Source organism: Saccharomonospora sp. (assembly GCF_027317685.1).
Classification (GTDB): domain Bacteria; phylum Actinomycetota; class Actinomycetes; order Mycobacteriales; family Pseudonocardiaceae; genus Saccharomonospora.
On record NZ_DAHVQP010000021.1, the window covers coordinates 1 to 19,470 of the forward strand.

A 19,470-nucleotide genomic window follows, 5' to 3' on the forward strand; every position below is an offset into this window, starting at 1 on the left:
TGGGTGACCAGCTTCGAGTCGGGGTAGGTGGTGGGCTACCCTTCCCGGGCTCCATCGGTGACGGCGAGGTCGTGAAAGAGACCTCACTCACGCCGGATTCCGGGCACAAACACGGGCGCTGGAACGTTGACCAGCAGCCGAGGGACTCACGGGCGATGGCCGGGAGTCCGCGAACTGTACCGAAGCTGATCGCAGGGGTGAAAGAACAATGGCGACCGACTACGACGCTCCGCGCCGCAGCGATGCTGACGAGCTTGCCGAGGACTCGTTGGAGGAACTGAAGGCGAGGCGCAACGAGACCCAGTCCGGCGTCGTGGATGTCGACGAGGACGCGACGGCGGAAAACTTCGAACTCCCTGGCGCTGACCTCTCCGGACTGTCGAGTGAGGACGTGACGGTGAAGGTTGTGCCCAAGCAGGCCGACGAGTTCACGTGCTCGGTGTGCTTCCTGGTACACCACCGCAGCAGGCTCGCCGAGGAATCCGGCGGCCGCCTCATCTGCCGCGACTGCGCCTGACGCCGCGCTCGGCGCGGCAGCGGAGCGTCGCGGAGGGGATTGCTGCCGACCGGGTGGTCTTGGGTATTCGACTCGAGGCCACCCGGTTTTGTGTCATCGACTCGTGTCGTCGCCATCGTTTGAGAGCAGAGTCGCCAGTCGTTCCGGATGACGAGTGCTGAAGATCCAGTACGGCGTGGGATCCTCGGGATCGTCGAGATACACGCGAACCATCGTGCGAATCCACGGCTTGTGCACGCAGAACGCCGCCGGGTCGAGTTCCGGCCCCAGCGCCTGGCGTTTGTCCTTGTGCGACACCACGTCCACCGCCGCGATGTAACGCAGCGGCAGATTCGCGTCACCGACCCACAGCCGGGGCTCGTCGGTGCCGTTCACCGCGATCCGCGTGCGACCGAGGACGAGGGTCACCGCTACGGCCAGGACCAGGAACACGACGTAGGGCAGCCACACCGGCAGCGATGGGTAGCCGTAGTGGACCTGAGCCGCCAGGAGTGCCGCCGCGATCAACGGCAACGGCCAGTGCCACAACGGTACGAACAGCCGTTCGGAATGCCGAAGATCAGCTTTTGTCCGCGTGTGCGCGTTGTTGGTCACCTGAATCAGGGTAGTCTCGCGAGTCGTGTCCAGCGTGCAGGTCCTCATTTCCCGACTCGACCCCGAAGTGGCGGTGCCGTCGTACGCGCGTCCCGGTGATGCGGGGGCCGATCTTGTGACGACCTCCGACGTGCGCCTCGCCCCCGGTGAACGAACCGTGGTGGGTACCGGGGTCGCCATCGCGTTGCCCGACGGCTACGCCGGTTTCGTGCATCCCCGGTCTGGACTGGCGGCCAGAGCGGGGCTTTCGGTCGTCAACGCGCCGGGCACGATCGACTCGGGTTACCGGGGTGAGATCCGGGTGTGCCTGGTGAACCTCGATCCCGCCGAGCCGATCGTGTTGCGGCGTGGGGACCGTATCGCGCAATTGGTGGTGCAGAAGGTGGAGCACGCCGAGTTCGTCGAGGTCGAGCGGTTGGACGAGACGGTACGGGGAGCGGGCGGCTACGGCTCGACCGGTGGGCACGCCACGCTCGGAACGGAGAGCTAGGTGGGCATTTTCAGACGACGCAAACGGAAGAAGGCGGCCGACATCGACGAGGTCGACGAGATCGACCGCGAGGTGGACTCCGACGCCGAGGGAGACGACGGCGACCCTCCCACCGGCCCTTACGACATCTCCGAGGCGCCCGACGACGGCGTTGCGAGGATGGACCTGGGTTCGGTCAAGGTTCCGGTGCCGAACGGTTCGCAGGTCCAGGTGGAGATGGACCAGTCAAGCGGCACGGTGCGAGCGGTCCACGTCGTGACCGCGCAGGGACAGGTCACGGTGAGTGCCTACGCGGCTCCGCGGTCGGGAGGGCTGTGGAGCGAGGTGAGCGGCGAACTCGCTGAGCAGTTGCGTTCCGACGGGGCTAGGGTGTCCCTCGGGCGCGGCGAGTGGGGCATGGAGCTCTCCGCCATCGTCGGTGAGGTCGCCCTGCGGTTCATCGGGGTGGACGGCCCGCGGTGGATGTTGCGAGGAGTCATCGCGGGACCGCAGTCGGAGGCGGCGCGGGCACCCGGGGTGCTGCGCGACATCCTGCGGGGCACGATCGTCGACCGCGGGCAGGCGCCCATGCCAGTACGCACGCCTTTGCAGATCACGTTGCCCGAGGCGATCGCTTCCCACATCAAGAACAGGCAGGCCCAGCAGGCTCAGCAGGCGGGTCAGGCTGGGCAGGCGGGGAAGCTGTAGTCGGGCGGCAGTGAATCCGCCGGGGCCGGGAGGGGTCAGGTCGGGCGGTTTCGTTGCGCGGACCCGGTGCTGCCGGGCTCGCCGCCGGTGCGGGCCCGCAGCCACGCGAGCGCCGCGGCTCGGCCGAGGCTTTCCCGGTCCGCGCCCAGGGCGGCCAACGACGTCTCGACGAGGGCGCTTCGGGGTAGTGCCTCGGCCCACGCTCTGGCGACCGCCGCCGGATGCACCGGGTCGTCGATACAGGCGGCGATGCCCACGGGCACGGTCAGTGTGCGGAGGTCGGCTAGTTCCGGGGCGGGATGTCCGGCTGCCGCGCGTAGGCCCGCGGCCAGGGCGGTGCCGTGCCTTGGCCACGCTCGCGTGAGTTCCTCGGCCAACCATGGGGCGACACCGCGGGTGGCCATCGCGAGAGCCTCGTCGAGGCCGTGACGGGTCACCAGGTCCGCGGAAGCGGTGGCGGCGAGCGCGGCGGGTGCGGTCCCACCCGGGCCGTTCCACGCGGGTAGGGCGGCGAGCACACCCGCGCAGCGATGTGTGTTGCGTACCGCCCATTCGGCGGCCAGGTGGGCGCCGAGTGAGACACCGCCCACCAGCAACGGCTCTCGGCTACCGTCGGCGATCCGGTCGAGCAGCGCCGGGTAGCCGGTCACCACCGCCTCACCTCGCGGATGCGGCGGTGCGACGACCCGGAGCCCGAAGGCGGCCAGCGGCCGTTCGAACACCGCGCGCACGAAGATCTCGTCCGAACCGGTGCCGGGCAGCAGCACGGCTGTTCGGATGTTACCCACCGAGGTCACGCCGTGATCCTGCCGTAAAACGTGCTCGCCGTGTGGAAGGTGTGTGCCGGATGAGCCGCGTTCGTCCGCGGCGAGGATCTTCACAGACGGAGTTGTTCGACGGCATGGACGACGGCATGCTGGTATGGCTGAAAGACAGGTACCGCGCATCCGGCGTCGAGCCGGGACCGCGTAACCGTCGCACCCAGGACGCACACGGCGCCTCGGCATACGACGGGCCGCGCGGTGCTGTACCCGGACGACGAATCGTCGGCAGACGACCGAGTGAGAGTTTTCGCGAGTGACTGAGCACCCTGGACGAGCCCGTACCCCCGACGCCTCCGAGCGCGACACCGCAGACGACGAGCGTCGTGAGGACACCCCCGAGAAGCCGGACCCGAGTGAGGCCACGCTGCTGGAGCAGATGGGTGGGGTGTCGGGTCTACTCTACTCGTCGTTACCGGTGGTCGTCTTCGTGCTGGCCAACGCGATGTTCGGCCTGACGGTCGCCATCTGGAGCGCGCTCGGGAGCGCGGTGGCGATCACAGTCGTGCGGGTGGTGCGGAAAGAGCCGGTACAGCCTGCGATCTCCGGGTTCCTCGGAGTCGCCATCGCCGCCTTCATCGCCTACAACACCGGCTCCGCCAAGGGATTCTTCCTGTTCGGTATCTGGACGAGTCTTGTGTACTTCGCGGTGCTCGCGGGGTCCGTGGTGGTGCGTTGGCCGTTGGCCGGGGTGGTGTGGAGCTACCTCAACGGCAATGGCATGGCGTGGCGCCAGGACAAGCCGTCCCGCCGGGGCTACGACATCGCCACACTCGCGCTGGCGGCGGTGTTCGCGGCGCGGTTCGTGGTGCAGCGATGGCTCTACGACGAGGACCTCACCGGCTGGCTGGCCTTCGCCAAGATCGCGATGGGGTACCCGCTCTACGGCCTCGCGTTGTTGGTCGTGGTGTGGGCCGTGCGGCGGTCCGATCGAAGGCTCAAGCAACTGATCGAGCCCTCGGTCGAGACCGACGAGGAGATCGAGGCCAGATTGCGGGCCAAGTACGCCCAGCCCCCCACGTCGGAGGCGGGCGGCCAGTGATCACCCGTCGGCCGGAGTGCGGTGAAAGCCGGACTCCGCGCCCTGGAGAAAGGCGACAGCGGTTCGTCGCCCGGTCGCGAACGGTGGCCTGGCTCACCGTGCGGGAGGGTGGCCGGACCGCGGTGTGACCACTGGGCTGATCGGGCCGATCAGGCAGGACTACGCTCCTGCCGTGCCCGAGTTCGTCATGACCGCGAAGCGTGTTCGATCAGGTGTGCCACGGCACCGGTGCCTCCGCGTCCGATGTGTCGAAGCGGTGAAGGGAGTGCGGTGGTGAGCCAGGACTGGACGGGTCGAACGCTGGAGCTCACCGTCGGTGCCGTCGCCCACGGCGGGCACTGTGTGGCGCGAGTGGACGGACGGGTCGTCTTCGTCCGCCACGCTTTGCCGGGAGAGCGGGTGCTCGCCGAGGTGACCGAGGACAACGGCAAGTCGTTCTGCCGGGCCGACGCCGTGTATGTGCTTGAGCCCGCGGCGGAGAGGGTGGAACCGCCGTGTCCCGTGGCCGGCCCAGGACTGTGTGGAGGCTGTGACTGGCAGCATGCGAGTGGTTCGGCGCAGCGTGAGCTCAAAGCTCGCGTCGTCGAGGAACAGCTGCGCAGACTGGCCGGTCTCGATGTGCCGGTCACGGTGGAACCGTTGTCCGAAGGATTGCTGCGGTGGCGCACGAGAGTGCGGTTCGTGGCGGACGCCGACGGGAACGCGGGGCTGCGGGCGCATCGCAGCCACCGGGTTATTCCACTGACGGATTGCCCAATCACCGCGCGTGGAGCGGTGGACGCGGTACTGCCGCATTCGTGGTCCGAGGGCGACGAGATCGAGGCCACCGAAGACGTGGACGACGAGGTGCATGTCCGGCGCCTGTCCGGATTGGCACGTCGGAGACGTTCCGAACAGCTCCGGGGAGGCGTCGCCGTCCAACGTGCCGCGGGCCGGGACTGGCGGCTCGCCGCCCACGGCTTCTGGCAGGTCCACCCGCGGGCGGCCGACACGCTCGCGCGGGTCGTGGGCGAATGGGCCGATGCCTCACCCGGTGCGCGGGCATGGGACCTCTACGCCGGGGTGGGCCTGTTCGCCTCCGTGCTCGCCGAGCAGGTGGGCCCGAAGGGGCGCGTACTCGCCGTCGAATCGGGCCGCCGAGCGGTGGCCGACGGCAGAGCGAACCTCCCAGACATGCGGCAGGTGCGGTGGCGATGCGGGCAGGTGGAACACGTGCTGCGGGACCGTACCGACACGCCGCAGGTGGTGGTGCTCGATCCACCGCGCAAGGGGGCCGGTCGGCCCGTGGTGGAGGCCGTGGTGGCGGCCGGTCCGGAGCGCGTGGTCTACGTCGCCTGTGACCCGGCCGCCCTCGCCCGCGATGTGGCGATCTTCGGTGAGCACGGTTATCGGTTGGAGCGGCTGCGGGCCTTCGACGCGTTCCCCATGACCCACCACGTGGAGTGCGTGGCACTGCTGCGGCGGTGAGGACGAGCTCTCGGAGGCGGCCGAGCCCGGGACAAACGGTCGGGCCCGGCCGCCTCCTCCCTTACGGAAGGTCGCGGCCGGGCCCGAATGCCACACCGTCAGCGGCCCCGATTGCTCGGTGTGGCCGGGACCCGCATCCGCCCCCGTGATGCCGGCCCCGAGTCCACTCCCGGTGCGTCAGGAGCGGTTGGTGGCAGGCTCTCGTTGCTCTGCGGTCTCGGTTTCGTTGAGCTTGTGCTGGAGACGCTCACCCTCGACGTCGACGTTCGGCATGATCTTGTCCAGCGGGCGGGGGAACCACCAGGCCGCCTTGCCGAGCAGGGCGAGGACCGCGGGGACGATCGTCATCCGGACCACGAACGCGTCGAACAGAACGGCGATCGCCAGTCCGAAACCGATCATCTTGATCATCGACTCGTCCGAGCCGATGAAGCCCGCGAACACACTGATCATGATCAGTGCGGCGGCGGTCACCACCCGGGCTCCGTGCTTGAAGCCCGTGACGATCGCCTCGTGAGCGCTCTCACCGTGGACGTAGGCCTCCCGCATCCGAGTGACGAGGAAGACCTCGTAGTCCATGGCCAGGCCGAACACCAGACCGACAAGGATGATCGGCATGAGGCTCATGACCGGGCCGGTCTGTTCCACCCCGAAGACGTCGGCCAGCCAGCCCCACTGGAAGACCGCGACGACGGCACCCAGCGCGGCGATGACCGACAGCAGGAAGCCGAGTGCGGCCTTGAGCGGGACGAGGATCGAGCGGAAGACCACCATCAGCAGGAGGAAGGCCAGGCCGACGACCAACAGCAGGTAGGGCATCAGGGCGTCGTCCAGCTTCTGGGAGACGTCGATGCCCATCGCGGTCTGGCCGGTGACGAGCACGTCCGCCCCGGTGGCGTCGGCGATGTCGCCGGACTCGGCCCGGATGTCGTGCACGAGGGTCTCGGTCTCCGTGCTACTCGGAGCGGACGCGGGGAGGACGGTCAACATCGCCGTGTCGCCCGCCGGGTTGAAGGTGGGCGGCATGACGATGGCGACGTTGTCCAGCCCTTGGAGCGCCTGCCCGGCCGTCTCGGCCGCGGCCTGGGGGTTGTCGCTGCCCTGGGCGTCGACGAGCACGACCAGCGGGCCGTTGGTGCCGGGGCCGAAGCCCTGGGCGATCAGGTCGTAGGCGCGACGCTGGGTGGTGTCGGTGGGCTTGGCGCCGTCGTCGGGCAGTCCCAGCTGCAGATCCGTCGCGGGAATGGCGATCACACCGAGGGCGGCGATGCCGGCCACCAGGACCGGGATCCGCCGACGCAGCACGAATCGAGCCCACCGGGTGCCCGCGCGGGGCTTCTCCTCCGCACCGCTTCGACCTTCGGCGGCACGCTGCTTGCGGGGCAGGAGCCGCTTCCCGGCGAAGCCGATCAGCGCGGGGATCAGGGTCAGCGCGACGAGGACGGCGAACACGACGGCACCCGCGGCGGCCAGACCCATCTTCGTCAGGATCGGGATGTTGACCACGAACAGGCCGGCCAGGGCGATGATGACGGTGAGGCCGGCGAAGACCACGGCGGATCCGGCCGTTCCCGTCGCACGGCCGACGGCGTCGAGCGGTGCGTGCCCTTCGGCGAGTTCGGCGCGGTAGCGGGACACGATGAACAGCGCGTAGTCGATGCCGACGGCCAGACCGATCATCGTGGCCAGGATCGGGGTGGTGCTGTCGAGCTCCAGGACGCCGGTGAGCACGGTGATGATGCCGACGCTGATGCCGACACCGATCAGCGCGGTGATCAGCGGCAACCCGGCGGCGATGAGCGAGCCGAAGGTGATGAGCAGCACGATCGCGGCAACGATGACGCCGATAACCTCGGTGATACCGGTCTCCGGCATCGTGAACAGCGCGTCACCGCTGATCTCCGCGGTCAGTCCCGCGTCTCGGGCCGACTCGGCGGCGCTCTCGAGAGCGGCCCGCGTCTCCTCGCTCAGATCGAGGGCACTCGTGTCGTAGTTGACTTGGATGTAGGCGATGGTCTGGTCCGGGCTGACGGTCTGGCCCTGGAACGGGTCGACGACCTGTTGGACCTGCGTGCCTTGGGCGAGACTCTCGACGACGTCGCCGATGGTCGCCTGGTGCTGTGGCGCGGTGATCTGTTCACCGTCCGGTGCCTGGAGGACGACCCGCGCGGTGGCTCCGTCGGAGTTGCTGCCGGGGAAGCGTTCCTCCATCAGTTCGGCGGCTCGTTGGGCCTCCGTCCCGGGAATGGAGATCGTGGTGGAGGCGGTCGAGGAACTGCCCAGAACGGTGCCACCCACCGCGGCCAGCACCACGATCCACAGTAGAGCTACCAGTCCGCGCCGCCGGAAGGCGAAACGGCCGAGCCGATACAGCCATGTGGCCATCAGTAATGGACTCCTGATTGTTCGAAGGGGACAGGGAAGGTCCCGGTACCCCGAACGGGCGATGTTCGGTGGCTACGCGGGAGGGCCGGTCAGACGACGCCGAGCGCGGGAAGCACCACGGCCGTGAGGTAGCGTTGCATGTACTCGGCGTCCGCCGTCCGGTTCTCGATCAGTTTGCGGGTGCCCAATGCGCCGATGATCAGGTGGGGAACGAACTCCTTCGCGGGATTGTCCGGAGTCAGCTCGCCGCGCTCGACCGCTCGCTGTAGGACGGTGTCGAGTGCTTCCAGGCCGGGCCGGATGTGCAATTCGTACAAGGCCTGCCACAACTCCGAGTCCTTGGAGACGGCGTGTGCCAGGCCGTTCAGCAGTGCGGTGTCCTCGGAGGCATGGTCGATGAACTCGTCCACCATATGCCGTAGATCGCCGGCCAGGGACCCGGTGTCGACATCAGCGGGAATCTTGTCCGCCAGGTGGCGCAGCGCGGTGGCGACCAACTTCGGTTTGCTCTCCCACTGGCGGTAGAGCGTGGCCTTGCTGGACTTGGTGCGTGCCGCGACGGCGTCCATGGTGAGCGCTTCGTAACCCTGCTCACGCACGAGGTCCACCACCGCGGTGAACAGTTCTCGCTCGCGTTCCGGCGTCAGCCGAGTACGTCGAGTCGGTGCGGCGGAGGTATCAGCGGACATCCCGAGGTTCCCTTGTGAACGAAACGGTTTCGTACAGCGCCAGCATAGAGAAGGCCGGGCCCGAATACACGCGATATCGACCAATCAATCGATATTGAATGGATCACACCGGAACCGGGGGCTTCCGCGTCGCGTGGCGCCGGTGTCTCGCGGGTCTTCGGACCCGTATGAATACCACCGGCGCCACGCGTTCATTCACTCAGGAGTCGGATCGGGACGGATCGGGGAAAGGTCACGCCACCAGGTACACCACGCTCGCCAGGGCGAAGCCCACGAGGCCGATGGTGGTCTGCATGACGGTCCAGGTCTTGAGGGTGGTCTTGACATCCATCTGGAAGAAGCGACCCACGAGCCAGAACCCCGAGTCGTTGACGTGTCCGGCCGTCACCGACCCCGCGGCGAGGGCGAGCACGATCGCCACCAGCTCCACGGAGGTGAACGCTCCGTCTGTCACCAGCGGTTGGATCAGGCTCGCGGCGGTGGTCAAGGCGACCGTGGCGGAACCCTGCGCGATCCGCAACGCTGTGGCGATCACATAGGCGGCCACGAACACCGGGAGCCCCAGATCGCTCAAAGTGCTCGACAGCGCATCGCCGATACCGCTGGTCTGCAGCACTCCGCCGAACATGCCGCCGGCGCCGGTGATGAGGATGATCGCGCACACGGGGCCGAGCGCGGAGTCGAGCAGTCGCTCCACTGTGTCCGCTCCGCGACCACGGCGGACGCCGAGCACGTAACTCGCGACGAACACAGTGATCAGCAGCGCGATCGGGGTCGAGCCGAGCGCGAGGGCGACGTCGTACCACCCTGCGTCGGTGTCGACCCACCCCGCATCGCCCGCGGTGCTCAGGCCGGTGTTGACGAAGATGAGCAGCAGCGGAAGCAGCAACAGGCCCAGCACGGTGCTCGACCGGGGCGGGTTCTCGTCGTGTTCGGAGCCCGTTTCGCGGAGGAGGTCCGGAACCGGCAACACGATGCGCTTGCCGATCCACAGGCCGTAGAGGTAGCTGGTGAGGTACCACGTCGGGACCGCGAGCACCACCGCGAACGCGAGCACCAGGCCGACGTCGGCGCCGAGCAGCGTGCTCGCCGCCACGGGGCCCGGGTGTGGCGGCGTGTAGACGTGCATGACGGAGAACGCGCCCGCCGCGGGCAGGCCGTAGCGGAGCACGCCATCGCCGAGCCTGCGAGCCACGGCGAACACGATGGGCAGCATGACTACGAGCCCGGCATCGAAGAAGATCGGGAAGCCGAACAGCAGTGAGGCGATGCCGAGTGCCAGCGGGGCCCGTTTCTCGCCGAACCGGCGGATCAGGGCATCGGTGAGCGACTGTGCTCCGCCGCTGACTTCCAGCAGCCTGCCGAGCATGGCGCCGAGCCCGACCAGAAGGGCCACGTTGGCCAGTGTCGAACCGAAACCGTCGGAGATCGTGTCCACGATCTGGCCGGCCGGGATGCCGGTGGCGAAGGCGGTCGCGATGCTCACCGTCACGAGTGCGAGGAAGGCGTGCACTCGGAACTTGATGATGAGCAGGAGTAGCACCGCGATCGCACCCGCGGCGATGCCGAGTAGGGGACCGACGCCGAGGGTCTGCGTCCACTCGTCGGTGTTCATACGAAGCTCCGTTGCTGTCGCGATGGGTGGGGGACGGGGAGCGGATGGGGGAGTTACGTTCCTGCGGGGCCGGGTCGGAGGCCGAGCTGTACGAGGGCGGAGGAGACGATCCGCTCCGGTGTCTGTGCCAGGTCGACGGTGACACCGTCCTCGTCGTGGCTCAGCGGTTCGAGATCACCGAACTGGGAGTCCAGCAGGGAGGGCGGCATGAAGTGGTCGGACCGAGTGGCGAGCCGTTGTGTGATGAGCTCCGGCTTGCCCGCGAGGTGGACGAACCGGACCCGGGCGCGTGCTTGCCTGAGGACGTCTCGGTAGGCGCGTTTGAGTGCCGAGCAGGCGACGACCGTGTCCTCTCCCGCATCCGCCCGTTCGGTGATCCAGTCCCGCAGGGCCGCGAGCCAGGGGGCTCGGTCGGCGTCGGTGAGCGGGATTCCCGCGGTCATCTTCTCGATGTTGGCGGCGGGGTGGAACTCGTCGGCTTCGGCCGCGGGTCGGCGTAGTTCGTCCGCGAGTCGCTGGGCGATGGTGCTCTTGCCGGACCCGGACACCCCCATCACCACCAGGCAGGTGGCAGTCATTGCCGCTCCTCGATTAAAGGTAGTACTTTTGCTGGCGAAAGATAACACCATTCGCCTGGAAGGGTGAAGACATGGTGTCGGGATAAGCTCGACACGTGAGCGTTGAATCCGGTACGGGGGTGGAAGTCCTACACAGCACCGTGCTGGACACCATCGGATCGGAGATCACCAGCGGCGAACTGGCCTGCGGTGACGTACTCACCCTGGATCGCATCCAGCACCGGTTCGGGGTGTCCCGCACCGTCGCCCGGGAGACCATGCGCATCCTGGAGTCGATGGGGCTCGTGCGTTCGCGCAGGCGGGTCGGTATCACCGTGCAGCCGCAGTCGAGCTGGAACGTGTTCGACCCCAGAGTCATCTGGTGGCGCCTCTCCGGCCCAGGGCGGGACGAGCAACTCCGATCGCTCACCGAGCTGCGGATCGCCGTGGAACCGTTGGCCGCCGCGGCGTCGGCGCGCAGCGCGTCGGCGACCGAGCGCGCCGAGATCGTCGACATCGCCGCCGACATGCGTGCTCTCGGCGAAGCGGGCAAGCTCGACCAGTTCATGGAGTACGACGTCGCTTTCCACACACTGCTGCTGCGCGCGAGCGGCAATGAGATGTTCGGCGCGCTCTCCGACGTCGTGGCGGTGGTTCTCCGTGGCCGAACTCAACTCGGCCTGATGCCGCACCAACCCGTGCCCGAGGCGCTCGACCTGCACGAACGTGTCGCGGCATCCGTGGCGCGTGGAATGCCCGATGACGCCGAGGCCGCCATGGCCGACCTGCTCGCCGAAGTGCGCGACGCCATGCTCCCGCTCTGGCGCCGCTGAAGCGTGGGGACACCGGAGCGGGGACGTCTACGGCGTCAACCGCGTCGTGCGTCCTCGGCGATCATGTCGGCCGCCTTCTCTCCGATGGCCATGGTGGTGATGCAGGGGTTGATGGCGGTGATGAACGGCATCACCGATCCGTCGGCCACCCGCAGCCCTTCCACCCCACGCACCCTCAGACGTTCGTCGAGTGGAGCCATCGGGTCACTGGACGGTCCCATCTTCACGGTGCACGACGGGTGATACACGGTGTTGTGCGTTTTGGTGATGTAGTCGGCGAGTTCCTCGTCGCTCTGCGCCTCCGGGCCGGGTGCGAGTTCGGTGCCCGCCCACTCGCGCATGGCCGGCTGGGACACGATCCGGCGTGCCAGACGGATACCGTGCGTCATCACCCGCATGTCGTAAGGGTCGGTGAAATAGTGCGGATCGACCTTGGGCCTGTCCCGGAAATCTGGGGTGCGCAGTCGAACGGTCCCGGTGGAACGTGCTCGGGTCACGTTGGGAGTGAGGCAGAAGCCGTTTTCCGTGGTCGGATAGCCGTGGCGCAGTGTGTTGAGGTCGAACGGGATCGAACCGTAGTGGAACATCAGGTCGGGACGGTCGAGGCCGGGCTCGGTGGTGGTGAAGATGCCGATCTCCCACCATTGGGTCGATTCGTCGACCATGGGTTTGCGGGCTTCCCACTGCACGAGCCCCTCGGGGTGGTCCTGAAGGTTGCGTCCGATCCCGGGAGAATCCACCAGCACGTCGATGTTGAAGCCCATGAGCTCCTCGGCGGGGCCGATGCCGGACAGCATGAGCAATTTCGGACTGTCGATGGCGCCGCAGCTGACCACGACTTCTCCACGTGCCGCGATGTGTTCGCTGTGGACGAGGTCCTCGGTGAGGATCTCCACTCCGGTGCAGCGCATGCCGTCGAACGTCAGCTTCTTCGCCCGTACGTCCGTACGGACCTCCAGATTGGACCTCTTGTCGAGGATCGGGTGCAGGTACGCCACCGACGCCGACGCCCTGGTGCCGTCCTCCCAGGCGTTGATCTGGAACCAGTTGGCGCCGTTGGTGACGGTATTGCCCGAGTTGAACTCCACCTTCGGGATGCCCGCTTGCTCGCATGCCTCCAGCAAGGCGACACCCGCCGGATCATGGGGAGGCACCGAACGGATCCGCACTGGTCCAGACCGCCCGTGGTGGTCGCCGGGTCCGTCGTTGTTCTCCAGTTCGCGGAAGAGAGGAAACACGTCGGCGGCCGACCAGCCGGGGAGCCCCAGCGAAGCCCACTCGTCGAGGTCCTCCGCCGGAGCCCAGAACGCGATGCACGAGTTGTGCGACGAGCAACCGCCCAATACCTTGGCCCGCGCGTGTCGCAGGAAGGAGTTGCCGTTCTCCTGGTGCTCCACGGGGTAGTTCCAGTCGTATCCGGACTCCAGCAACGCCATCCACCGGTCGAGTTCCAGGATCGCCGAGTCATCTACATCGGAGGGGCCTGCTTCCAGTAGGCAGACGGAGGTGTTCGGGTCCTCGGAGAGCCGGGCAGCGACCACCGCACCGGCTGTGCCGCCACCGACGACGACGTAGTCAAATTCGCGGGACATGGCTTCCTCTCGTCTTCGTCTGCGCATACGGCCGCCGGCTTCGCGGCGTGAGGACGGCGCGAGGACGTCGAACGGCACGTGCTGACTACGGGAGCAATATCCGCCTACCTGCGTTCTCAAGCAGCGCTTCGCCCGATGGTGGGCTGTATTTCCGAACCTCCCTAGACTAAGCACAACGAGGCAGCGATAACGACGGCGAGCGAGGTGGAGCGTGACGTTGCTGGAGTCCGTGCACGGGCCGGCCGACCTCAAACGAATGGACCACGACCAGTTGGGCGTGCTGGCCGAGGAGATCAGGGATTTCCTCGTGGAGAAGGTGTGCAGGACAGGCGGTCATCTCGGCCCCAACCTCGGTGTTGTCGAGCTCACGCTCGCCTTGCACCGGGTGTTTGACTCGCCGAAGGACGCGCTGCTGTTCGATGTCGGCCACCAGTCGTACGTGCACAAGATCGTCACAGGTAGGCACGGCGACTTCGACCGACTGCGTCAGCGCGGCGGCATCTCCGGATACCCCGCGCGTGCGGAGAGCGAGCACGACGTCATCGAGAACAGCCACGCCTCCACCGCCCTGTCGTATGCCGATGGGCTCGCGCGGTCCTACCAGCTCGCGGGTGGTGGGCGGCACGCCGTCGCGATCGTCGGTGACGGCGCTCTCACCGGTGGTATGTGCTGGGAAGCACTCAACAACATCGCCGCCGATCCCCAACGTCCCGTGATCGTCGTCGTCAACGACAACGGGCGTTCGTACTCGCCGACCATCGGCGGGTTCGCCGAGCACCTCGCCGCGCTGCGTCTGCGTCGCGGTTACGAGCGACTGCTCGACGGCGGGAAGGAGCTGCTGCAGAACACCCCGGTGGTGGGCAAGCCCCTCTACACGGCTTTGCACGCGGCCAAGGCCGGTATCAAGGACGCGCTCAGCCCACAGGTGATGTTCTCCGATCTCGGGTTGAAGTACATCGGCCCCGTGGACGGGCACGATCTCCCGGTGCTGGAGAAGGCTCTGCTCAACGCCAAGGCGTTCGGCGGACCCGTCATCGTGCACGTCGTCACCGAGAAGGGGCACGGGTACCCGCCCGCGGTCAATCACCAGGCCGACCAGATGCACCAAACCGACCCCATCGACCCGCAGACCGGCAAGCCGCCGGTCAAGGGGCCGAGCTGGACGTCCGTGTTCGGTGATGAGCTCGCCAAGATCGGCGCCGAGCGCGAGGACGTGGTGGCCATCACGGCGGCCATGTTGCGCTCGACGGGGTTGCAGAAGTTCGCCGACGCCTTCCCCGACCGGTGGATCGACGTCGGCATCGCCGAGCAGCACGCCGTCGCGTCGGCCGCGGGCCTCGCCATGGGCGGTCTGCACCCTGTGGTGGCTGTGTACTCCACGTTCCTCAACCGCGCCTTCGACCAGGTGCTGTTGGATGTGGCGCTGCACCGCCAGCCCGTGACGCTGGTGCTCGACCGCGCGGGAATCACCGGCCCAGACGGGCCGAGCCACCACGGTATGTGGGACCTGTCCCTGCTCGGCATGGTGCCGGGCATGCGGGTGGCCGCTCCGCGGGACGCGCAGACGCTGCGGGAGGAACTGCGGGAGGCGGTCGCCGTGTCCGACGGCCCCACCGCGCTGCGGTTCTCCAGGGGCAGCGTCGTGGACTCGGTTCCCGCCGTGGACCGGGTCGGATGTGTGGACGTGTTGCGGCGCGGGGACGACGCCGACGTGCTCCTGGTGGCCGTCGGAGCCTTCGCCCAGCTCGGGCTCGCCGCCGCCGATCGGTTGGCCGATCAGGGCATCGGTGTCACCGTCGTCGACCCGCGGTGGGTGCTTCCGGTACCCGAGGAGCTGGTGGAGCTAGCGGCGTCGCATCGGCTCGTCGTCACGCTGGAGGACAGCGGCCGGCACGGTGGTTTCGGGTCCGCGTTGGCGGCTGCGCTGCGGGACGCGGATTGTGACGTGCCGCTGCGGGACCTGGGCGTGCCCCAGCAGTTCTTGGAACACGGCACCCGTGATGAAGTGCTGGCGAGCATCGGACTCACCGCGCAGGACGTGGCGCGCAAGATCACCGAGTGGGCTGTGGGCCGGATCGGTGAGAACGTGCAGGAGACGAACGGCACGAAGGAAGCCGCGGGAGAAGCGGTTGACGCGTCTCACGACTGAGGTGACCAGTGCCATCAGGTCTCTCTCAGGAAACTGTGACACGGTATTGACGTGCGCGTATTGGTTGTAGAGGACGAGGCGCCGCTGGCCGAAGCCGTCGCGAGAGGCCTGCGGCGCGAGGGGATGGCGGTCGACGTCGCGTTCACCGGTGACGACGGGCACGAGAAAGCGACCGTCACGCGCTACGACGTGGTGGTGCTCGACCGCGATCTCCCCGGCATGCCCGGAGACGATCTCTGTCGGGAGATCGTCAACTCCGGTGAGTTGACGCGGGTGTTGATGCTCACCGCGAGCGGTACGGTGTCCGATCGCGTCGAGGGGTTGTCTCTCGGTGCCGACGACTACCTCGCCAAGCCGTTCGCGTTCCCCGAGCTCGTGGCACGGGTGCGGGCGCTCGGCCGGCGAGCCACGCCGGCCACCCCGCCGGTGCTCGTCGCCGACGACGTGGAGCTGGATCCGGCCAAGCGCACCGTCTATCGGGGCGGGCGTCCGGTGGAGCTGACCCGTAAGGAGTTCGGTGTTCTGGAGGTACTGTTGGCGGCCAAGGGGGCCGTGGTGAGCAGCGAGGAGCTGCTCGAACGTGTATGGGACGAGAATGCCGATCCATTCACCACCACTGTCCGGGTGACCGTGATGACCTTGCGCAAGAAGCTCGGTGAGCCCGGCATCATCGAGACCGTGGTCGGCTCGGGATACCGGGTGCCCGGCGCGGGTGCGGTGACGGAGTCTGGTTCGCTGAATCGGTGATTCGCCGCAGTGGCCTTCCCGGCCTTCCTGCCCGAAGCCTTCGCGCCCGCATCAGCGTGCTCGCGACCACGCTCGTCGCGGTCGTCAGCGTGGTCCTGTTGTGGTTGGCGTGGCGTCTCGTTGGTGACTCGGTCGCTGCGGTGCCACAGCTGCCGCCGGGCACGCTCGTGCGGGTGGACGGTGTGGACGTCGAGGCGTCCGTACTGGCCGACCACCTCCAGGAGCAGGCACGGCGACGGATGGTCGCCGCGGGCATCTTCGCGTTCGTGTCGGTGGTGGCGGCGGCGGGCATCCTCGCGTGGACACTCACCTCGCGGGTGCTGCGCCCGTTACGGGAGATCACGGACACGGCTCGTCGGCTGTCGGTCGAGTCGCTGGGCGAGCGTATCGGTCGTGTGCGCAGCCGCGACGAACTCGCTGAGCTGGCTTCCACGTTCGACGCCATGCTCGACCGCCTGCAAGCGGCCTTCGACGCCCAGCGGCACTTCGTCGCCAACGCCAGTCACGAGTTGCGCACTCCGCTGGCGGTGATCCGCACCGAGCTGGAGGTCACGCTGTCCGACGAGCACGCCGATGTCGCGGAGCTGCGCCGTATGGCGGGCGTGGTGCAGGACGCGACCGACCGTGCGGAACGAATGGTGAACTCGCTGCTGCTGCTTGCCCGGACCGAGGGCACCGAGCTCGCCGTCACGGAGCCGGTGGATCTCGTCGACGTCGTGGACAGTGCCTGGAGCGCGGTCCGGGTAGCCGCTGAGCGCAAGAACATCACCACCCAGTTCCGACTCGAAAGGACAGTGGTCTTCGGCGATCCGGCGTTGTTGGAGCGTGTCGCGGGGAATCTGTTGGAGAACGCGGTTACGCACAACGTCGAGGACGGCTGGCTCGAGGTCATCACGAAGCCGTGGGAAGGGCGCCGGGTGGCGCTCATCGTGAGCTCGTCCGGTGAGGTGATCGACCCCGACGCCGTGGCGGGACTGTTCGAGCCGTTCCGCAGAGCGGGTGTCGCCCGCACGGCCCGCACCGGCGCCGGTCTGGGCCTGTCGATCGTGCAGGCCGCCGTCCGGGCGCACGGTGGGACAGTGCGGGCCGAACCCGTTCCCGGAGGAGGCCTGGCGATCACCGTGGTGCTGCCTGCGGCAGCGTGATCGCGACGAGTGTCAGGCCGGATCAGGCCGTGGCCCGCAGCGCCGTGCTGAGTTCCTGTGCCGTCAGTTCGATCTGCCACGGCCGGGCACCGCCCTTGGCGAGTGCGGCGGCCACGGACTCCGGGGACGTGTCCTCGGGTGGCTGCCAGCAGATACGACGGACGAGCTCCGGCAGCAGCAGGTTCTCCACAGGAAGCTGGTTCCGCTCGGCGATGTCGGCCAGCGTGGCTTTCGCTGCGGCGAGGCGAGCCGCTGCGTCCGGGTCCTTGTCGGCCCACCGGTTCGGAGGTGGTGGACCGTTGTACGAGACAGCGGTGCTCGGAAGCTCGGAGTCGGGCAGGGTGCGTGCGAGCTGCAGCTGCCGTAGCCAACGCGTGACCTGCTTGCGCTGGACCCGTCCCCGGAACATGGGGAGTTTCTCCAAATCGTCCGCGGTGCGTGCATCGGCCAGGACCGCGTTGATGATCGCGCTGTCGGGCAGGACGCGGCCGGGAGCCCGGTCACGTCGGCGCGCCAATTCGTCCCTGGCTTCCCACAGAGCACGCACGGCCGCCAGGCCCCGTGCGGTGCGAACCTTGTGGATTCCTGAGGTGCGTCGCCACGGTTCGGCCCGTGGCACGGGCGGTTTGGCGGTGCGAACGGCTTCGAACTCCTGGCGGGCCCACTCCAGTTTTCCCGAGGCCGCCAGCTCCGCTTCCAATTTCTCTCGCAAGGGAAGCAGCAGCTCCACGTCGAGCGCAGCGTAGTTCAGCCAGTCGATCGGAAGTGGACGGCGGGACCAGTCGGCTGCGCTGTGACCTTTCTCCAGTCGATAGCCCAGCAGCGACTCCACCAGTGTCCCGAGTGCTACCCGTTGATAGCCGGCGAGCCGGCCGGCCAATTCCGTGTCGAACAGCGACGGTGGATGCAAACCGAGTTCGGACAGGCAGGGCAGGTCTTGCGATGCCGCGTGCAATACCCACTCGACCTGATTCATCACCTCGGCCAAAGGTTCGAGGTGATCGCGTAGCGGAATGGGATCGATCAAGAACGTGCCGGCGCCGTCGCGCCGGACCTGGATGAGGTACGCCTTCGGCCAGTAGCGGTATCCGGAAGCGCGCTCTGTGTCCACGGCGAGGGCGCCGCTGCCCCCGGCCAGTTGTTCGCATGCCACCCACAACGTTTCGGGGTCGGCGATGACGTCAGGGGTGCCTTCCGCAGGTTCGGTCAGCGGAAGCGGCGCAGAGTCCCCCGGCGTGCCGGAGCTGTGATCTGCGTTGTCCACGACAGTGAACCCTACGGGACGGGTCTACCGCGCCTGGCCCACCCGCCCCGTAGGGAACTGTTCGTGCTCTAGCGGATGACGCCCGCGCGCATGGCCAGTGCCACCATCTGCGCTCGGTCGCCGGTGCCGAGCTTGCGCCCGATCCGCGACAGGTGAGACTTCACCGTCAACGCGGACAGACTGAGCTCCTCACCGATTTCCTTGTTCGACTGGCCGTCGGCCACGAGCTGAAGGACCTCCACCTCGCGAGCGGACAGCTCGCGGGGTGTGTTGTCGGTACCTGCCACTCGTGTCCCTGTGGCCAGGACGGGCGCCACGCTGGGATCGGCGTAGACACCGCCCTCCAGAACCCGCCTCACGCCGTCGGTGACGACCACCGGCGACGCGGACTTCAACAAATACGCTTGTGCGCCCGCTTGGAAAGCCGCGCGGACAGCGTACGGGTCATCGGAGGATGCCAGTACCACGACACGAAGCCACCCGTTGCTGCGCAGCTCCGTGACGAGCTCGATTCCGCTGCCGTCCGGCAGTCCCAGATCGAGAATCGCGAGGTCGCACGGCCCGGTCGCGGCCGCTCTCGCTCTGGCCTCGGCTACGGTCGCGGCCTCGTGGACCGTGCCCGCGCCCATTTGCGCAAGTCGTGCGGCAATCGCCTCCCTTAGCAGTGGGTGGTCGTCGACCACCAGCACTGAGAACAGTTCCTCCCGCGGGTGCGGGACCATGCTTGCCGGCAAAGAGCCGGCAGGTGTGGATCGGACGGCCTGAGTAAAGCCGACGGCAGCCACGTCACTACCTCCCTGGAGTCGGTCGTGCCCCCCGACCGGCACCGGGACTTTCGGCCAATCAGCCGCGCCAGCTTAGACCGAAAGTGGTGTC

At 67.9% G+C, this 19,470-nt stretch carries 18 protein-coding genes; 9 read left to right on the forward strand and 9 right to left on the reverse strand.

The genetic code is table 11. The features are described 5' to 3' along the window. Positions 1–208: 208 nt before the first annotated feature. Entirely contained in the window at positions 209–517 is a 309-nt protein-coding gene (locus tag M7H19_RS01550; protein WP_298176103.1) for a DUF4193 domain-containing protein, read from the forward strand. 93 nt (positions 518–610) lie between these two features. Here the strand turns inward: M7H19_RS01550 and M7H19_RS01555 are convergent, their stop codons facing one another. Further along, positions 611–1,111, reverse strand: a complete 501-nt coding sequence (locus M7H19_RS01555; RefSeq protein WP_298176106.1) for a DUF3093 domain-containing protein — start codon at positions 1,109–1,111, stop codon at positions 611–613. A 25-nt stretch (positions 1,112–1,136) separates the two neighbouring features. Between M7H19_RS01555 and dut the strand changes: the two genes are divergently transcribed. After that, a complete protein-coding gene (gene dut / locus M7H19_RS01560; RefSeq protein ID WP_298176108.1) occupies positions 1,137–1,601 on the forward strand; it encodes a dUTP diphosphatase in 465 nt (154 codons plus the stop codon). Further along, positions 1,602–2,288 (forward strand): DUF3710 domain-containing protein, encoded by a 687-nt coding sequence (locus M7H19_RS01565; RefSeq protein ID WP_298176110.1) that lies wholly within the window; start codon positions 1,602–1,604, stop codon positions 2,286–2,288. 35 nt (positions 2,289–2,323) lie between these two features. On the opposite strand, the gene M7H19_RS01570 is transcribed toward M7H19_RS01565, so the two are convergent. After that, a complete protein-coding gene (locus M7H19_RS01570; RefSeq protein WP_298176113.1) occupies positions 2,324–3,085 on the reverse strand; it encodes an alpha/beta hydrolase in 762 nt (253 codons plus the stop codon). A gap of 280 nt (positions 3,086–3,365) precedes the next feature. On the opposite strand from M7H19_RS01570, the gene M7H19_RS01575 reads away from it, so the two are divergent. Beyond that, positions 3,366–4,151 (forward strand): DUF3159 domain-containing protein, encoded by a 786-nt coding sequence (locus tag M7H19_RS01575; protein ID WP_298176115.1) that lies wholly within the window; start codon positions 3,366–3,368, stop codon positions 4,149–4,151. A 273-nt stretch (positions 4,152–4,424) separates the two neighbouring features. Next, positions 4,425–5,618, forward strand: a complete 1,194-nt coding sequence (locus M7H19_RS01580; RefSeq protein ID WP_298176118.1) for a class I SAM-dependent RNA methyltransferase — start codon at positions 4,425–4,427, stop codon at positions 5,616–5,618. A gap of 177 nt (positions 5,619–5,795) precedes the next feature. On the opposite strand, the gene M7H19_RS01585 is transcribed toward M7H19_RS01580, so the two are convergent. The 4 genes from M7H19_RS01585 to M7H19_RS01600 form a co-directional block, all read right to left on the reverse strand. Then, positions 5,796–8,003, reverse strand: coding sequence for an MMPL family transporter (locus M7H19_RS01585; RefSeq protein ID WP_298176120.1), 2,208 nt, complete (start codon positions 8,001–8,003; stop codon positions 5,796–5,798). Between the two features lie 89 nt (positions 8,004–8,092). Next, positions 8,093–8,692, reverse strand: coding sequence for a TetR/AcrR family transcriptional regulator (locus M7H19_RS01590; protein WP_298176123.1), 600 nt, complete (start codon positions 8,690–8,692; stop codon positions 8,093–8,095). A gap of 232 nt (positions 8,693–8,924) precedes the next feature. Then, complete coding sequence (locus M7H19_RS01595) at positions 8,925–10,307, reverse strand: GntP family permease (protein ID WP_298176125.1); 1,383 nt, start codon at positions 10,305–10,307, stop codon at positions 8,925–8,927. A gap of 53 nt (positions 10,308–10,360) precedes the next feature. Further along, entirely contained in the window at positions 10,361–10,885 is a 525-nt protein-coding gene (locus M7H19_RS01600) for a gluconokinase (RefSeq protein WP_298176127.1), read from the reverse strand. Between the two features lie 95 nt (positions 10,886–10,980). Here M7H19_RS01600 and M7H19_RS01605 point away from each other — a divergent pair, with 95 nt between their 5' ends. Next, positions 10,981–11,697, forward strand: a complete 717-nt coding sequence (locus M7H19_RS01605) for an FCD domain-containing protein (protein WP_298176130.1) — start codon at positions 10,981–10,983, stop codon at positions 11,695–11,697. Positions 11,698–11,732: 35 nt separating this feature from the next. On the opposite strand, the gene M7H19_RS01610 is transcribed toward M7H19_RS01605, so the two are convergent. Continuing rightward, entirely contained in the window at positions 11,733–13,289 is a 1,557-nt protein-coding gene (locus tag M7H19_RS01610) for a GMC family oxidoreductase N-terminal domain-containing protein (protein WP_298176133.1), read from the reverse strand. Between the two features lie 211 nt (positions 13,290–13,500). Here M7H19_RS01610 and dxs point away from each other — a divergent pair, with 211 nt between their 5' ends. Genes dxs through M7H19_RS01625 form a run of 3 tightly spaced genes read left to right on the forward strand, consistent with a single transcriptional unit; the run spans position 13,501 to position 17,330 of the window. Next, positions 13,501–15,438 (forward strand): 1-deoxy-D-xylulose-5-phosphate synthase, encoded by a 1,938-nt coding sequence (gene dxs, locus M7H19_RS01615; RefSeq protein WP_298176136.1) that lies wholly within the window; start codon positions 13,501–13,503, stop codon positions 15,436–15,438. 51 nt (positions 15,439–15,489) lie between these two features. After that, the gene (locus tag M7H19_RS01620; protein WP_298176139.1) at positions 15,490–16,185 is read left to right on the forward strand and encodes a response regulator transcription factor; all 696 of its coding nucleotides are present in this window, start codon (positions 15,490–15,492) and stop codon (positions 16,183–16,185) included. Continuing rightward, positions 16,182–17,330 (forward strand): HAMP domain-containing sensor histidine kinase, encoded by a 1,149-nt coding sequence (locus M7H19_RS01625; protein WP_298176141.1) that lies wholly within the window; start codon positions 16,182–16,184, stop codon positions 17,328–17,330. The genes M7H19_RS01620 and M7H19_RS01625 overlap by 4 nt, the downstream gene beginning before the upstream one ends. Positions 17,331–17,352: 22 nt before the next feature. Here the strand turns inward: M7H19_RS01625 and M7H19_RS01630 are convergent, their stop codons facing one another. Together M7H19_RS01630 and M7H19_RS01635 are read right to left on the reverse strand one after the other, a co-directional pair. Further along, positions 17,353–18,594, reverse strand: a complete 1,242-nt coding sequence (locus M7H19_RS01630) for a ribonuclease D (protein WP_298176143.1) — start codon at positions 18,592–18,594, stop codon at positions 17,353–17,355. Between the two features lie 68 nt (positions 18,595–18,662). After that, positions 18,663–19,379, reverse strand: coding sequence for a response regulator transcription factor (locus M7H19_RS01635; RefSeq protein ID WP_298176146.1), 717 nt, complete (start codon positions 19,377–19,379; stop codon positions 18,663–18,665). Positions 19,380–19,470 lie beyond the last annotated feature (91 nt).

Bases quoted from the DNA above. Each gene is read 5' to 3' on its own strand.
- M7H19_RS01550 (WP_298176103.1), top strand. From the start codon at position 209: ATGGCGACCGACTACGACGCTCCGCGCCGCAGCGATGCTGACGAGCTT.
- M7H19_RS01585 (WP_298176120.1), bottom strand. From the start codon at position 8,003: ATGGCCACATGGCTGTATCGGCTCGGCCGTTTCGCCTTCCGGCGGCGC.
- M7H19_RS01590 (WP_298176123.1), bottom strand. From the start codon at position 8,692: ATGTCCGCTGATACCTCCGCCGCACCGACTCGACGTACTCGGCTGACG.
- M7H19_RS01595 (WP_298176125.1), bottom strand. From the start codon at position 10,307: ATGAACACCGACGAGTGGACGCAGACCCTCGGCGTCGGTCCCCTACTC.
- M7H19_RS01600 (WP_298176127.1), bottom strand. From the start codon at position 10,885: ATGACTGCCACCTGCCTGGTGGTGATGGGGGTGTCCGGGTCCGGCAAG.
- M7H19_RS01610 (WP_298176133.1), bottom strand. From the start codon at position 13,289: ATGTCCCGCGAATTTGACTACGTCGTCGTCGGTGGCGGCACAGCCGGT.